The sequence below is a fragment of the Salirhabdus euzebyi genome (genome assembly GCF_014207435.1).
Classification (GTDB): Bacteria; Bacillota; Bacilli; order Bacillales; family Alkalibacillaceae; genus Salirhabdus; species Salirhabdus euzebyi.
The window spans coordinates 149,978-167,651 of sequence record NZ_JACHGH010000003.1; the positions used below are offsets into that span (position 1 = coordinate 149,978).

Annotated in this window: 11 protein-coding genes; 8 read left to right on the top strand and 3 right to left on the bottom strand. The window is 31.1% G+C overall.

From position 1 onward, the window contains the following. Window positions 1–67 precede the first annotated feature (67 nt). From HNQ94_RS05925 to HNQ94_RS05950, 6 genes are all read left to right on the top strand, one after another. The gene (locus HNQ94_RS05925; RefSeq protein WP_174495324.1) at window positions 68–1,654 is read left to right on the top strand and encodes a DUF4435 domain-containing protein; all 1,587 of its coding nucleotides are present in this window, start codon (window positions 68–70) and stop codon (window positions 1,652–1,654) included. Window positions 1,655–2,288: 634 nt separating this feature from the next. After that, the gene (locus HNQ94_RS05930; RefSeq protein WP_174495325.1) at window positions 2,289–3,137 is read left to right on the top strand and encodes a hypothetical protein; all 849 of its coding nucleotides are present in this window, start codon (window positions 2,289–2,291) and stop codon (window positions 3,135–3,137) included. 479 nt (window positions 3,138–3,616) lie between these two features. After that, entirely contained in the window at window positions 3,617–4,573 is a 957-nt protein-coding gene (locus tag HNQ94_RS05935) for a hypothetical protein (RefSeq protein ID WP_174495326.1), read from the top strand. A 277-nt stretch (window positions 4,574–4,850) separates the two neighbouring features. Further along, window positions 4,851–9,404, top strand: coding sequence for an NACHT domain-containing protein (locus HNQ94_RS05940; protein WP_174495327.1), 4,554 nt, complete (start codon window positions 4,851–4,853; stop codon window positions 9,402–9,404). A 712-nt stretch (window positions 9,405–10,116) separates the two neighbouring features. Beyond that, window positions 10,117–10,659, top strand: a complete 543-nt coding sequence (locus HNQ94_RS05945; RefSeq protein WP_174495534.1) for a site-specific integrase — start codon at window positions 10,117–10,119, stop codon at window positions 10,657–10,659. Between the two features lie 219 nt (window positions 10,660–10,878). Beyond that, the gene (locus tag HNQ94_RS05950) at window positions 10,879–11,853 is read left to right on the top strand and encodes an LAGLIDADG family homing endonuclease (RefSeq protein WP_174495328.1); all 975 of its coding nucleotides are present in this window, start codon (window positions 10,879–10,881) and stop codon (window positions 11,851–11,853) included. A 198-nt stretch (window positions 11,854–12,051) separates the two neighbouring features. Here HNQ94_RS05950 and HNQ94_RS05955 read toward each other — a convergent pair whose 3' ends face one another. Then, entirely contained in the window at window positions 12,052–13,131 is a 1,080-nt protein-coding gene (locus tag HNQ94_RS05955) for a citrate synthase/methylcitrate synthase (RefSeq protein ID WP_174495329.1), read from the bottom strand. A gap of 111 nt (window positions 13,132–13,242) precedes the next feature. Here HNQ94_RS05955 and HNQ94_RS05960 point away from each other — a divergent pair, with 111 nt between their 5' ends. Further along, on the top strand, window positions 13,243–14,118 hold the full coding sequence (locus tag HNQ94_RS05960; RefSeq protein WP_174495330.1) for a LysR family transcriptional regulator: 876 nt from the start codon (window positions 13,243–13,245) through the stop codon (window positions 14,116–14,118). Window positions 14,119–14,920: 802 nt separating this feature from the next. Here HNQ94_RS05960 and HNQ94_RS05965 read toward each other — a convergent pair. Further along, on the bottom strand, window positions 14,921–15,346 hold the full coding sequence (locus HNQ94_RS05965) for a hypothetical protein (protein WP_174495331.1): 426 nt from the start codon (window positions 15,344–15,346) through the stop codon (window positions 14,921–14,923). 193 nt (window positions 15,347–15,539) lie between these two features. On the opposite strand from HNQ94_RS05965, the gene HNQ94_RS05970 reads away from it, so the two are divergent. After that, entirely contained in the window at window positions 15,540–16,595 is a 1,056-nt protein-coding gene (locus tag HNQ94_RS05970) for a C40 family peptidase (protein ID WP_246199941.1), read from the top strand. Between the two features lie 162 nt (window positions 16,596–16,757). Here HNQ94_RS05970 and HNQ94_RS05975 read toward each other — a convergent pair whose 3' ends face one another. Beyond that, the gene (locus tag HNQ94_RS05975; protein WP_174495332.1) at window positions 16,758–16,934 is read right to left on the bottom strand and encodes a DUF1059 domain-containing protein; all 177 of its coding nucleotides are present in this window, start codon (window positions 16,932–16,934) and stop codon (window positions 16,758–16,760) included. Window positions 16,935–17,674 lie beyond the last annotated feature (740 nt).

Genomic DNA, 17,674 nt, shown 5'->3' on the forward strand with positions numbered 1-17,674 from the left:
TAAAGGTATTTCTTATGTTTCACGTTTTATAGGTCGAAATCAAACTTCATAAAAAGGGGCATATGTTATGAGTTTTGAAGTGAAATTACCGGGGGAAGAAAATCAAATTAAAATAGAAAAGTTTAAGACAAACTCTTTAGTTATGATTGGGGCTAATGGTTCTGGAAAAAGTAGATTAGGTGCTTGGATTGAGCAACAAGATCTAGAAAATGTTCATAGAGTGAGTGCGCAAAGGTCCTTAATTTTTAAAGATTTTATCGAATTAAAAAGTTATAAGCAGTCTGAGAATGTATTGTTTTTCGGGGAAGAGAAAGGAGATCCTAATCAAAGAAAAGGACATCGTTGGAATTGGGGGAAATATACTACTACTATGGTCAACGATTTTGATGCAGCATTATCAGCAATTATTGCTAAGCGAAATTTACAAAATGAAATCTTCATTAAAGAGTGTAAGGAAAGAGAACTTGAAGGTAAGCCACATAAAAAGGTCCCAATAACAGTTCTGGATCAGTTATATGATATATGGTGTCAAATTTATCCCCATAGAAATATCAAAATAGAGGATGCACAAGTAGTAGTTGAATATAATGAAGATAACTACAAAGGTATAGACATGAGTGATGGAGAGCGAGTTGCTTTGTATCTAATTGCACAATGTTTAGCTGTCCCAAATAATAAAATTATTATAATTGATGAACCTGAAGTACATATACATAGATCTATTATGAATCGGTTATGGAAAGCTATAGAAGATGTTCGTAACGATTGTTTTTTTATTTATATTACTCACGATACACAATTTGCAGCTTCACACGAATATGCGAAAAAACTATGGGTAAAAGAATATAATGGACAGAATTGGGTATGGGAATTCGTTAATTCTGAAACCGAACTGCCTGAGCAATGTTTACTGGACATTTTAGGGAATAGGAAAAACACTATTTTTGTTGAAGGTACTGAAGACAGCTTTGATACTGCTATATATAGAGAAATTTATAATGACTATTATATAGTACCCTGTGGAAGTTCTCTTAATGTTATTGAATATACAAAAGCAATGAACTCTAATAATCAGTTGCATCATTTGAAAGCATTTGGAATAATTGATAGAGACTTTCGTGGTGATCGGGAAATAGAATATTTAAGGTCAAATGATATATTTGTATTAAATATAGCTGAGGTTGAAAATTTATTCTGTATTGAAGAAGTTTTAGAATCTGTAAATGAACAATTTGCATTTCAGGATAAAGATCGGATAGAAAAAGCAAAAAATTATGTTTTAGAAGAACGTTTTAGAAATCAGTTCTCACAGCAGTTGGCGAAGGCGATTTCATCACAAGTGAAATATAAATTAACAACGTATGATGTATCAGGAGCTAATATACAATCAATAAAACAAAAATTACAAAATATAAATGATTATATTAACCTAAATGAAATCACTTCATCAATACAATATAAATATCAAACTATTCTAGATTCTAAAGATTATTCAGAGGTTTTAAGAGTATTTAATGAAAAAGGTTTATCTACTTCAATAGGTGGTTATTTTGGAGTGAATAATAAGGAATATTGTGAATTGATACTAAGACTCTTACAAAAAGGAAATGATTTAGTTATTAATGGTATGAAAAGATATTTACCCAATCTTTAATCTCATTTCATAATTTTTAAAACACAAGCGCCTGATTGTATTGAAAAGAAAAATAACAAAAAATGCCATTTGCTGCGTAGTACAAATATACTAAGTAATAAGAATGGATGATTAAATTCTAAAGAGATATCCAAATGCTTCTAAGGATATCTTTTTTTATTGGAGGAATTTTACAGTAATTGTCGAAGAATGTTTCTAAAAGTAATTATTGTTCCTATATCTTTGATTATTATTATCTGAACTACAATTAAAATTTAGGTGGTTGTTGTCAAAGTACAATGTCCATATTAGTAGACATTATCAGAACAAAAAAACCATATACGTGAATTCTGATATATATACAATTAAATATCATAAGATGGGCAAACGTGTATAACGAATTATATAATATATTCATTTGAATCTAAATCTATGTTTTTAGATGATAAGAAAATCGTAGAAGCTAATTGGCCACTTGATTTTGTTAATTATCTAATTTTATTAGTTAGGTTCCATAAGATTATTTTTACTTAACAATTTCTTAATAAATTCTTTTATCAAACCTCTAAAATAAATTTTAAAATTGTGGTATGAAGGGATAAGAAATGATATATAGTTTTTCTATGTTAAGAGTATATAGATTGAGGTGATTACATTGGGATTGGGTAAAAGACACGGATTAAGTGGAACCAAAGTATATAAGGTTTGGAAGTCTATGCGTTCCAAATGCTACAGCAGCAACAAAGATAATCATCATAAAAAGGGAGAAATATGGATTTGTGAAGAATGGAAAGATGATCCTGTGACGTTTGTGAGATGGGCTGAACAAAACGGCTATAAAGAAGGGCTGCAATTAGTCAGAAAAGACAAGGAAGACGGGTACTATCCTGGTAACTGCGTTTTTCTAAAAATTCAAGAAGCAAATAAAACGCACGGAATGAGATACTCCAGGTTATATAATATTTGGACTCAAATGATTCAAAGGTGTAAAAATGAAAATTTAAATCACTATGAAAGGTATGGTGGTAGAGGTATTGCTGTATATGATAAATGGGCCGATTTTGAAGTGTTTAAGGAATGGGCGCAGAAAAATGGTTATAAAGAAGGTTTAACAATAGACCGCATAGATGTAGATGGAAATTATGAACCGAAAAACTGTAAATGGAGTACAGGTCTTGAACAAGCAAGAAATAAAAGAACGAGCCGATATATCACAATTAAAGGAAAAACGAAAACTGTATCTGAATGGGCAGAAATAAGCGGATTACCATATAAGACATTACAAAGAAGGCTTTATACCGGCTGTAAAGAAGAAAATTTATTAGCTCCAGTAGGCTCAATATATGACCACAAATTCCTTATTGAGATAAATGGTGAGAAGAAGACAATGAATCAGTGGGCCAAAGAAGTAGGATTACATTTCTCTACTGTCAAAAGAAGATACCAAAGGGGTATTAGGGGGGAAGATTTGCTAAGGCCGGGAAGGCAGAATAATAGTGCCTAATAATTACAAGTGAACTAATTATTTTTCCTTATTTTCTTTCTTATCAAAGCTTCTTCAACTTTATAAATTGAAAGGAAAATAAAATTATAGTCGAAATTCTAATTATCACTAATGAGTGATAATTTTATGGAGGTTTATCAAATTATATCTATTGCGATTAACATAGTCATTGTTATATTTGTAATCTGGAATATATCTACTATTCATGATTATTATAAACTTTCGTATTACTATTTAGGTTAAAGGAATGTTTTATTTACTCATAAAAATGGAGGCGAATTTTTGATAGTGTTTATTATTTTATGGAACTTTGCTTGTATATATATATATCTGTTCTCATCTTATTTTTCTTCATGATTTTTGTAATAAATTCAATATTAAATTACGTTAGAAATTCTTTAATAGAACTGCATAGAAAAAAAATCGAACAAAATTTAGGTAATCTGTCTAAACTAACTAAGTGGATTAAAAGACGTAAAATGATAGAGAGTATATTTAATCGAATTACTCCTTATTTTCCTATTTTTGGTTCATCAATATATCAAAATGATCCGCTAAGGAAACACATATTAGAACGAAATAAATTTTTTTCGGAATTTATGGAGAAAGTGTTTTCAATAAATATTTTCTTAATTGTTGCTATTGTAATCACCCTGAAGACTACATTTAATATTCAATTTGAAGTATTAAATCAAATTAAGAATAACTATCTTAACCTTTTAACAGTAGAAAATTTAAAACTTTTACCACTAATTATTATTTTCTTAGGAATTATTTTTTCATTATTTTATATCAGTAAAAAAGGGTTGTTAATAAGAGCAAAAAATAACATTTTTAAAAAAGAAGCTGAACTTAAAATTCAATTTCATAAACAAAATAGAATGTATCTATCAAAAATAAGTTATGATTTTTTTGAAAATGTTAATAAGCTATTCATTGCAAAGAATGATTTAATTAACGATGTTTCACAATACTCACAAAGTAAAAATCCTATCTATATACAAAAAGCTAATTCTAAATTGAAATTATTCTCTGATATTCAAGAAATTGAAAAGTTAAACGAATATAGTAATACGTTTATTATTGATAATAAGGATGTATTTCCTTTTGTCATTCAAAAATCGCATAGTTCTTTTTTTAGTTTGATGAACCATTACGGTACATATTTAGATGTGGAGTTCCCCAAAGATCTAAACAACTATTTTCTGACTAGGGGATTATTAGCAAGGATTCTAGATACAGAAGTTAATACCATAAATAGAAACCCGCATTTATTTGATAAAGATAAATTAACAAATAAAATTAACCATTTACTCATAAAGAAAATTGAAGCTCTAATTGATATACAAAATTATTTATTAATAATTAACCGAGAATTAAATAACAAGAATCATCTTTACAAGTTCTTTGGATTGATAACGAACAAATATAAATAAAGATAATATCAAATGGACAAGTAGTGGAGATAACTTGGAATATGAGAACATACTGAAATTATTTCATTTTAGTCACCAAATCATAATCAAGGTAGTAAATCAAATTCAATAGATTCCCTTAGAGTATCAACATAGTTTATTTTATATCTCAGTGAAGATTTGTAAATGTAAAGTTTAGCAAAATGGTTTAATGTAGCTTTACTATTATAGAAGAAGTTTATAGTTGAAAAAATTTGTTAATTAAATAAGTAGTAGCATTGTTGAATGGGGTGATTATATGCCATACGAAAAAGCGGGAAGAGCTGATAAGCAGGGAAATAGATATGAAATTAAATGGTGTGTTTACCAGTTACTCAAGGTTCTGGAAGAAAAACTTGATTATATTACTCTAGAAGCAATCGGTGAGGATGAAGAAGGTGTTGACCTTTGGGTAGGATATAAGAATGGTACACAGGAAGGGCAGCAATGCAAAGGGAGAAATGGTGCGAATGAAACATGGAGCTATGGTGCGCTTAACTCAAAAGAAATACTGAGTAAATGGAAGTCACAATTAGATCGTGAAGAGTTTAACTATGTTTCCTTAGTATCCCCTATAGGCTTTACATACTTGGAAGACCTGATACATAGAGCCAAAACTTCAAGTGATAATCCTAAGTTATTTTATGAGCAGCAGATAAAAGGTTCTGATACCAAATTTATAAGTTTCGTTAGAAATTTTTGTAAAGGATTAGGTTTCGATTTTGAAGATAAGAACCAGTTAAGAAAAATGATAAATTATTTATGTAGAATTTGTTATCGCCAATCTCCTGATGGTGAGAGAAAAGAGATTATTCTAGATAAAATTGGTCTGCTTTTTCAAGGAGATGAGGTTAAAGTTTACAATGCTTTAGTGACTTGGATTATAGATGGCGATATTTTAGGTAAAAGGATAGGTATTACTCAAATTCACTCTTTTTTAGATTCTCAGAATATAAGATTGAGAAATTTAGATTCTGATACGAGGATATATCCCAAAATTCAAGAATTAAACAATGAATACAAAACTAGTTTTAGGCCACTAGACAACGGAATAATTAGTAGAATTGAAACTGATGCTTGCATTAGTCAAATTTTAGAGGGGAGTTCAGTAATTGTTCATGGTATGGCAGGTAGTGGCAAAAGTGGTCTGACTGAAAATGTAATTAAGTTTTGTGAAAAAGAAGAAGTCCCATATTTGGCGATTAAGTTAGATAAACGTGTACCCCGTCAAAGTGTTAAACAATGGAGTGAATTAATTGGACTACCATCTTCTTTGGTACATTGTTTGAATAGCATTTCTAAGAATACTAATGCAGTTATTATCCTTGACCAATTAGATGGTTTAAGGTGGACACTACCTCACTCTAGAGAGGCGTTGCTAGTATGCTCTGAATTAATAAGACAGGTAAAGCATGTTAACCTTGAACGCGAAAAAAAAATCTCCATTATATTCAGCTGTAGAACATACGACTATGAGAATGACAATAATATTAAGGTTTTGTTTAATGAAAATAAAGGAAAAGGGGATATTTGGAAGAAGGTTGAGGTAAATGAACTTGCAGATGAAACGGTGAAAGGGATAGTAGGTTCAACTTATAATAACTTGACAAATAAATTAAAAAAGCTATTAAGATTGCCAAGTAATCTGTACATATGGCAGCAACTAAATAGGCCAGAAATTTATAATGAATTTACATCAACATATCATTTAGTTACTGAGTGGTGGAAACAATTGGTAAGGGAATCTATTATTTTTGGACTAAATGAAAGTGATCTAGAGCAGACAAAAGGAAGGTTAGTTGAAGCGTTTGAGGAGTCCGGAAAACATTCTGTTCTATCAACAGAACTTAGTATTAATTCCTCTTCTATTGACTTTCTCGTATCTAATGGATTTATTGTTAAGCAAGATATTGGTTCGATAAGCATAGTATCTTTTGTGCATCAGTCACTATATGACTGTTTCCTAGCTGAGAAAATGCTTATAAGCTACTTAAAAGGAAATGGTGTTATTGAAATCATAGGAAGTAAGAAGATACAAACACCAACCAGAAGATATCAAATGCAAATGTTTATGCAAAGTGTCTATGAGTATTCAGAAGATGAATTTCTAAGCATTGGTAAACAGATTCTCAATGCATCTTCTATACGGTTTTCGTTTAAGTTTGTATTCTTAGAACTGCTTAACCAGATTACCGAACCATCAGAAAGAATAAAAAATGTTGTTTTACAACTAATCGGTGATGAAAAATTTGGTCCTCATATTATAAATAATGTTATACCAGGCAACAAGGAGTATGTTGAGTCATTAAGGGAGAATGGACTCTTAGAAGAATGGTTAGCTTCGGACAAGAAAAGTGTTGTTATTAGTCTATTTCAAAGTATAAGGGGTAAGCATTCCAAAGCTGACTTAGAATTTATAGAGAAGCATATTTTTGATTCTGAAGATGATATTTCTCGGTGGCTACGCTGCTTTTCGTTTGATGTTTTAGAAGACAGTGATGATGAATTTGAACTTAGAATGAAAGTATATAAAAAGTATCCTGAACAAATGGAAGCATACTTTGATATGAAGTCATTGTTTAAAGGATTTGAGATGAGAGCATTAGACATAATAACTCTTATGTATGAAACCACAAGCAAGAACGGCAATAGACTTTTCAGATATGAAGAAGAGTTCTTAGAGAGTGATACAGAGTTTTTAGTACAAAATGGTCTGCAGGTGTTAGATAAACTTTTACCTTTAGTGCCAATTGGTTCAGATTATGCACTTGAATACAGCGATTGGAGCATTCGGTCTGAATATAAAAAGAGTATTGAAAGGACAATCATAGAAATAATAAAGAAAGCTAATGTTTCATTAATTAAAAAGGATCCTGAATCCTTCTGGAACCTTTACAAAAGGTTTATGGGAAAAGGCTATACTCTTTTTACCGAATTAATTCTTGACGGATTAAAGTATTTACCACTATCATACTGCAACCAAGTAATCCTATACCTTATAAAGGATATAGAATCGAATATGTTTGTTAAAGGGAGTAACGATGAATTGCACCATGCTATTGAGGTGATAAACAAGCACTTTAAAGAGTGTGATTCTATTATAAAGAACAAGTTTTTACTTGAAGTTATAATGTTTAGTCCTTCAGATATGGTTGACAGATATAAGCAAAGAATTCAGTTTAATAGAGAAAGGAATGGGCTTATAGTTTATTGGCCCTTTTGGGGAGACTTTCAGCATGAAATTCTTGGTACTATTCCCGATGAACAATTAAATGAAGAGGCTTTTTCTTTAAAAAGAGTTTTAGCCCGAAAATTTGAGGAAGTAAGGTCAAGGTATAAAAATCACAGTGGTCATGGTGGATGGGTACGTTCGCCTGTAGATGGTAAGGTATTAAGTGATACTAGTTGGCTTAAAATATTGACATCCAAGAAATTAGCAAAAAGAAGTGATAGAAGACCCTGGAAGGAGGTAAAAGGAGGATTTATTGAAAGCTCAATTAATCAATTTTCGTCGAGCCTAAGTAATGTAGCTGCTAAAGAACCAAAGAGAATGATTTTATTAGTACTAAGCATTAATGAGATTATTCATGATACTTTTGTTGATGCATTATATAATGGTATTTCTATGAGCGAACACCTAAATACAGTTCCTGCTAATTTGATTGAGAGATTACTAGAAAGATACCCCCCGAACAACGAGTCATCCAGAGCAAGCTCTATTTGTCATATAGTTACGGAGCATATAGAAAAGCAATGGTCAGTATATGTTTTGGAAATTATTAAGGATATTGCAATTAATCACCTAAATCCTGAGATTGGTAAGCCAGTAGTGACCACTGAGAATGATAATGAAATGCGAAGTGTGGATATGCTAAGGAGCAATGCTAGTAATTGTGTTAGAGGAAACGCTTCCAGAGCTATTGGAAGTTTGTTGATGAAAGACGATGCTCTCTATGAAGAATTTAAAGATATTATCCTAGCATTAACTGAAGATGAGAATCCAGCTGTTCAATATGCAAGTCTTTATGCACTTTGGCCATCCTATAATATTGATAAAGAGTGGACAATGGAAAATATCATTAAGCTTTATCGCAGGGATATCAGAAATACCGTTTTTCATAATTATAATAGCATGTTTTTTATGCTTTATGATAAATACAAAGAAGGTGTACTAGATATTATTAAAAAGTGTTTTGAATCTGAGGACGATGAGCTAATCAAAGTTGGTTCTTACGTTGCAACAGAAATGTATATTCAAAAGGGCGAGTTTAAAGAAATATTCGATGACATTTCTAAAATAACTGAAGATCAAGCACAATCTATAATGTTCATGACTATACAGTATTTTGAAATTGAGAAATATGTTGATCAAGCAAAGGAACTTATATTGAAGTTTAATAAGTCCCATTATGATTTAGAAAGGGCAATAACAAGACTGTTGTACGATAATCTTATAGATATGAAAAGAGATAGAGATTTTCTACATCAAGTTTTAAAGTCTAAATTTTCGAGAAAAATTGCTTATACATTCAATAAGTTTATTGAAAAATCTGCTGAGTCAATAATATATTTTTCAGATTTAATATTTGAATTAAGTTACAGTGTCATTGAAAGTTCTGATAATCATATGGATCCTTGGGGAGCAGAAGATGAAATTTCTAAACTGATTATCGGGTTATATGATGAGATATGCGGCTTGAGCGAAGCCAAAATGAATGAAATTGAAGAGGAATGCCTTGATTTATGGGATCTAATGTTCGAGAAACAGATAGGTTCAGTTAGGAAACTTAGCTTTGAGATGATGCAGAGATGACTTTACCGATATTCCTATTACTGTAGACAACTCGTAGCAATTTAGCGAGTTACTAATTAAATCAAGTTAGGTTCATATAATACCCATTATGTATAGAACTACAGCTTTAAAAGGAACTATAAACAAAGGACTACAACACAGGGTACAGTTACTCTCGTTGTAGTCCTTTATTTTGAATTTAGCTTACACAATCTTTAAAGAAACAAAATATGTATTATGTTTCTTTGTGAAAAATAATGAAAACAAGTCACTACAGGCTTCTCACTAGAACTTAACTATAGTAACATAGAAGTATGATACATATTGAGCATTTACGTTCATACATTTTCTGGAATTATTTAATAGATTATCTTAGTATTTAGAGTATTTTTTGATTTTAAATTAAACGCCTACAGTGAAATTAGATAGGGGACAGTACAAAAGATTAAATCTAATTTCGCCTGAGAACTTTTCTCTGCATTACATATATTTGCATTAATCTATCAATCTGAAATATTTAATGTAGCAATTATTCTAGGAGGGAATTTAAATGGAGAAGACATCGTATGCGGATCATGTGTTTTTAACAGAAGGACAATATCTCAATCTTTTAGATAAGTATGGAGAATACGAACTTAAGCGTAAGATGAATGAGCTAAACAGCTCAAAGATAAAAAATCCAAAGAGAAAAGAAACCATAAAATCGGATTATCATGCTTTGATTAGTAAAGGGATGCAAACCGTGCAACCAATTCGTGATCGTTTCCAGATTCACGCAATGAAAGAAGAGCTAAAACGTGATTCTTTTCGTAATTATTTTTTATTTGTTATGGGGATTAACACAGGTTTAAGGATCAGTGATTTGCTTCCCCTTAAAGTTAGTGATGTTCGGGATAAAACACATATAGTATTAAAGGAAACGAAAACAAGAAAAAGGAAGAGGTTTTTAATTAATGTAGAGTTGCGAAAGATTATTGCTGGGTACATAGAGGGGAAGAGGGAAGAAGAGTTCTTATTTCCATCACACAAGACAGATTTACCACTACAAAGGGTTCAAGCATATAAGATTTTAAACAAAGCTGCTAAAAATGTAGGTATAACGGAATTTGGGACCCACAGCCTTAGGAAAACTTTTGGATTTTGGCATTACAGCATTAACAAAAATGTGGCATTGCTACAGGATATTTTCAATCACACATCACCAGATATTACACTTAGATACATTGGTATAAACCAAGACATTGTTGATCAAAGTTTAGAACATTTTAGTTTGTAGTGTTAATAAGAACAAAAGGGCGTTTATCATACCTATTTGGAATTGATGAATGCTCTTTTTATTTAGTCTTACTATCAATAACGAATAAAAGTTATCAGAAACTATATATATAACCGGAAATTCTAACTAAAAAAATTGCCTATATAATTAAACCTATTACAAAATATGCTATAATAAAAACAGAACAAACGTTCTATAAACTAAAAGGAGGCAATGTGGATGACAAAAAGAAGGGAAGGTAGACAACGAAAATGCAAACTGACACCAGATGAAATTATTACATTATATAAAGAGGGAAAGAGCACACAAGAAATAGGGGATATAGCAAATGTATCAAGAAGGCATATAAGCCAAATCTTAACGAACAACAATGTAGAAAAAAGACCACGTGGTAGTTGGAAGCGCAAATATACACTAAATGAGGACTACTTTAAAACGTGGTCAAACAATATGGCTTATATATTAGGCTTTATTGTTGCAGATGGGACAGTTTACCGAGATGGCCAAACAGTAAGTATTGCACAAAAGGAAAAATATATATTAGAAAATATAAAAAAAGAATTGGGCTCAAATCAACCTTTATATAGAAACGAACAAACAGGTGTGTATATGCTGAATTTAAATAGCAAGAAAATTAAAACTGATCTTTCCGAAAAACATGGCATAAAACCTAATAAATCGACTACTATAGATTTCCCGTATATCCCAGAAGAGTATTTAAGTCATTTTGTACGTGGATTCTTTGATGGTGATGGTTTCATATATTACGGTAAAAACTTTGCTAGTTTTGTAGGTGGATCACTTTCATTTATGATGAGTTTAAAACAAAATCTTGAAGTACTAGGGTTTGAACCTAACTTTAATGATAATGGTTCTTACTATCGAATATTTATTAGTGGTCGTAAAACAATTAAGTTATTTGCAAATTGGATGTATAAGGACAAAGGTTTATATTTAACAAGAAAATTTAGCAGGTTCCCAAAAGATGAATTAGAACCAGGACAACTGCATGATAGAGAATATAAAATTTCTAAACGCAAATTAAAGCTAATTGAATTGTATAATGTGACAGAGAATATGGAATATGTTCTTAAGAAAATTAGAATATCTACAAACATTTATAATAAATGGCTAAGTACAGATCCAGATTTCAAAAGAAAAATAATTGAAATAGAAAGCAAAAACCGACTTTAAAATAAGGTCGGTTTAATTTTGGTTACAACAGTAAACACTTATTTTTTGTAAGTAAATTATTTTTAGCTAGTATACATAATATATCTTATAGGTAGTTATATAAAAAAAGAGGTTAGCTGTCTCAATATCAAAGTATACTTAGGATAGTGAGACAAAATAAGAAAAAACCACTAAATATGTGGTTTTTTCTTATTAGATTTATTTTCCCACATATAATGACTGTGGCCTGAAAATTGTATTATTATTTGCTTGTTCAATAATATGTGCCGTCCAACCAACAGTTCTACTCGCTGAAAAAGTTGGAGTAAATAATGCTGGGTCCATTTTAATTGCTCTCATGATAGCTGCTGCATAAAACTCTACGTTAGTCATAAGTTTTCTTCCAGGTTTAAATTCCTCTAATAAATGTATAGCAATTTCTTCTACATGTAATGCTAACTTCAACCATGGATCATCTGAATTCATTTTAAGTAACTTCTCTTTTAATGCTATTGCTCTAGGATCGTTCGTTCGATAAACGCGGTGTCCGAATCCCATTAATTTTTCATTTCTGTTTAATTTTTCTCTAATAACAGGCTCTGCATTCAAATCGTATTCTATTTCATCTAAAAGATCTAATACACCGGTTGGCGCACCACCGTGTAAAGGTCCTTTCATTGTACCAATTGCTGATGTAACAGCTGAAATTAGATCTGATTCTGTTGATGCTGTCACTCGTGCAGAGAAAGTTGATGCATTCATTCCATGCTCCATGGTTAGGATCATATACGTTTCGAGGGCTCCAACGTGGCTTTTTTCGGGTTTCTGTCCATTCAGCATATACAAGTAATTTGCTACATGACTATATTCATTCTTTGGTTCTATTGGTGTTAAGCCTTCATGCTGTCGATAACGATAGGCAATAACCGTAGGCATGATAGCTGTTATACGTATAGCCTCTTCTATTGTTGGTTTTTTAAAATTAGTCCCAGGTACTAATGAAGAAATAACTGTCCTCAAAACATCCATTAAGCTCAAATCTAACGGTAACAAAGCCAGAATTTCCTTTATATATGCTGGTAGAATGCGATCATTACGCATCTTCAAAGTTAGTTCATTCAATTGTTCCTTTGTAGGCATTACACCATACCATAGAAAATAGGCAACTTCCTCAAATGAAGATTGAATGGCCAAATCATGTACTGGTGTTCCCCGATATATTAACTCACCTTTGTTCCCATCAATATAACTCAAACTAGTTTCTGCAGCAATAATCCCTTTTAATCCTTTTGCATACATACGAATCGACTCCTTTTCTTTTCTACTCTTATCATATAAAATTAATTTAATTATGAATATTAATGATTTCTAAACATTTTAATTATATTTATTAATCAAAAGGGTGATTGTATGGATTTAAATTGGTTTCAGACCTTTGTCACAGCTGCAAAATATGAAAATTTCAGAAAAACTGCTGAAACTTTATTCATTTCCCAGCCTTCTGTTACGGTTCATATTAAACTTCTAGAGGAAGAATTGGGCGTAAAATTATTTCAAAGAAAAGGTAGAAGTATATTTTTAACAGAGGAAGGTAAGCGATTTGCAGCACATGCAAATTCTCTTATTGAGGCATACCAAAAAGGTTTAGAAGATTTACATTCCTTTACCCAGGGATATGAAAATAAGTTATCATTGGCCATTTCCCCATTAATTGCTGATACGGTTTTACCAAGCGTTTTAAAGAGATATTTAAAGGAACATGACCATGTGGAAATCGATGTAAAAATGGTGGAATCTGCTTTGATTGAAGATATGGTACAAAACGGGAGTGTAGATATAGGTTTATCTTGTTTGCGGGTTAAAAGTAGTACATTACAATGTATTCGGATATATGAAGACCCTTTCTTACTAGTCGTACCACATGACGGACTTGATTTGGAGACAGGAAGTCCATTAGATGAGGAAGAAATATTAAGAACAAATTACCTACTTACACATAGCCATCCTGATTACTGGGATGATCTTTTACTTAAACTAAAAGCGTTGTACCCTTCCATTAAAACGATGAAGGTTTCTCAAGTTCATATTACGAAAAGATTTATTTCGGAAGGTCTTGGGGTTTCTTATTTACCAACCTCCACTATTAGAAGAGAGTTACTGGAAGGAAGATTAATAGATGTGGAAAGTAATTTAGAGCTCCCTGTAGCAAAGACATTTGCGGTTTATAAATATGAACATAAAATCATAGAAGAATTTTTAGATTACATCATGAAATTTAGATTTTAAAAATTACTGTTTTCAAAAAGGCCTATTCGATACTGCTTGAAAATGTCTATACAGTATGTAAATTAACAATACAAATAAAAGACAGAATTGATGGAACTCACCTTCCGTTTCTGTGTTTTTATTTGCATTGTTAAACTAAGTACGCTTATAAAATGTATAAGTAACCGATTTGTTAACGATAGATCTTACATAGTATATTTTTCGGACTATATAACTCTTGAGAGCAAGATCATTCGGTTTTACAATATTTTTCCCAATTTATCTTAATATTTAAAAACAGTCACGAAAAAGAAAAAAGCCTTTCTTCTAAGGAGAGTAAGCAAAAACTACTCTATCTTTATAACAAAATGATAGTCTACACTTTCGTTATCTTGCTCTACATCGTTACTCAAGATGATTATTTATGAGAAGTGTTATTTTTGTACAATCTCTCCATAATAAACCAGGATGCAGTTCCATAAGTGAAACCAAAAGCTATAGCCTGAATTACATTTCCGAAGTAGTCGATTGTCTCATTAAAAATAATATCTAACAGTAATCGCATGAAAAAAAATAGTGTTGATCCTAATAATAATCCATATACAATTATATATTTCCATCTTCCTATAACCCTTGTCTTCTCCCAATTTTTAAGTTGTTTTTTTTGATTATATATGCCTAGTTCCCCCTTATATTTTTTAAAAAGCTGTAAACTAACCCAAAACTCTTGTTAAATCATTGTTCCTTCAATGGTAAAACGATCAACTACACCTTAATTTTCTTGCATGGACAATTTTCTTGTTTCTTTACTAACCCTGTTAATCTAATTTTCCTTTAGACTATCTAGAACTATATAACCAAAAATTATCCCAGATATTGTTGCTAATGGTATATCATAATTCCTTATCAGGACCGCACCAAATGGGAATGAAACACTTGGAAAAGAAAAGTATAATAAATATATTTGCGAAATGTATAGTGACGGTATTCCAATTGCACTTAATTTAATCCAATCAATCGCCCACTTCTTTTTATCTTTTATCTCTTTTATCAGTGTAGGTAAGCGAAACATCATTCCAATAAATATAGGGAAAATCAAAGAATATATAGTCAGTATCATTAATGGCGCTTCAAACTTTAAATTTTCATGTATAACTAATGGTATTTTATATCCCCAAAAGACTATCGTAAGTAAACTAATCGTTAAAAACAAATAAAGTAAAAATCGTCTTAAGCTTTTCCTCAACATATAATTAAAGTCATCCTCCCTCTTTAACTAACACCATTCTACTACTTAGCTTCAATATATATAAAGTAATCTCCTTCAAAATCCCATCTTTTAGCTGAGGTCGCTTAGGAGCTTCTTTTTGTATAAAAATTCTCTAATAGCAAATTATTAGAAGGTAGAATTTATCTTATAAAGAAGGAGTTGTCTTTAACAATTGAGAGTAAAAAGCCTATATCTGTTACTGTCCATATCATTGATCTTTTCCACTATGTTTTTCAATTCCTTTACAGTAGATGCAGAAGTGAAACAAGTACCTACTGCTGGGGTATATGTTAATGGAAAGCTTGTAAATGGTATCAATCCAATTTACTATAAAGGTGAATATTATGCCCCAATTATCTATCTTTCAAAGATATTGGGCTATAATCACATTATCTTTGAAGACGATACTAAAACGTATCAATTAACTGACGGATCTACCATGATTAGAGTTACAATGGGTGGAACAAGAGCCAGACGTGGAGATGGATTTATCAACATTAAACCCCCATTTTGGACAGACGTGGATAACACTGGATATCTTCCACTAACAAGTGCTAGTATCTTGTTTAATGCTGATATTACCTTTCAAAAATCGGATGGTTCAATCAGAATAACAACACCAGCTAATTACCATCCCGTACAAAAAGGTGACACCTTATGGAGAATAGCGAAAGCGTATCATACAAGCATAGAACTGTTAAGAGCAGTAAATGATATGACTTCTTATACTATCTATGTAGGACAAAAATTAAAATTACCACCAAGAGATAAGGTACAAGAACGTGAACCAGAAAAGGAACATCAAGAGCCAAGGATTATTAAAAAACCAAGTGTAACAAATTTAGCAGATCAACTTATTGCAGAAGCAAAAAGGTATGTTGGTGCTAAATATAAATTTGGTGCAACACTAGACGAAGCACCTCATTTATTTGATTGTTCTTCTTATACAAAATTGGTGTTTTTAAATAACGGCATTGAAATACCAAGAGTTTCAAGAGACCAAGCATCAATTGGAACAACTGTATCTAATCTTCAAAAGGGAGACTTGATGTTTTTTACTACTCCTGATTTATATTCAGATGGCAGGATTGGACATGTTGGTATTTACATGGGGAATGGTAATATGATTCACGCATCTTCTTCTGCGGGTGTAACAATAACTGAAAATGTATTACAAAACCCTTATTGGTCAAAAAATTACTTATTTAGTAAGAGAGTTATTCAATAAAAGAAATACACACTAAGCTAGAAGCATCGATACCAAGAAAAAATATTGCCCAATTATTTACGATATCCCCTTGAATTCAAGTTGGAATCAACTTCACTTTTGAAATCAATAAAATAACCTCTCTTTCAATGCATGGAGAGGTTATTTTATACTTATCTACTATTATTCTTCACGTATGGCACCACGAACTTTATTTACAATCTCATCTGTCAGATCTTGAATCCCATGTTCTTGTTGAGCATGTTGGGCAGCTTGGCTTAATATTTCCTCATCTGTGTTCCCGCGGCATATCGCATCACAATCAAAGCCTACATCTCTACATAAAAGAATTTTACTCATATGTCCCCCCCTTAATTAAACTAAAACCAAAATGTAATTAAATTATAAATTGGAATCCGCTAAAAAGTAATCAAATTATTTCGACAATTTATGTACTTTGCTTAATTTGCTCCGATAGTCGATTTAGTTTTCTATAATCATTTGATTCCATTTCAACTTGCATAGGTCAAAAAAAGGCCGTCAATGACGAACCTCTTGTATCACTTACCTCAGTAGTTCAAGAACATACACTCTACATTCAGAAAAGTAACCAAAATACGATGCTAACACCAACCATAATCAACCCTATTAAAAATGAGATGATACGAAAAATAAGAACGTATACATTTTGCGGCAATAACTTTCTACAAACCCATAATATACATTCAAAAAACATTGACATAATAGCCAAAAAACCAAAATCATAAGTAAATAAATCTAAATAACTTTCATCGTCATCCTTATAAGGTTTGAATGTGTAATAAAAGCAAATAAGACTAAAAAAACCAAATAAAAAAGTTGCAAGTATGGGAATGAAAATAGACAAGTCTTTTTCCTCCTTTTTTGAACTTATCCTATTATGGTCATTTCCTTATTTTAAAATTAAATACTAAAAAAACTCTCACAAACTCTACATTTAGTTAACATAGAACGATAATTTCATTTATCCTTATCCTTATCCATTCAAGCTAAAAAGAAAAGACCAATCCAAATGGTTTGGTCTTTTCTTTTCATAGGAAATATAATCAATTGTTTTAGTA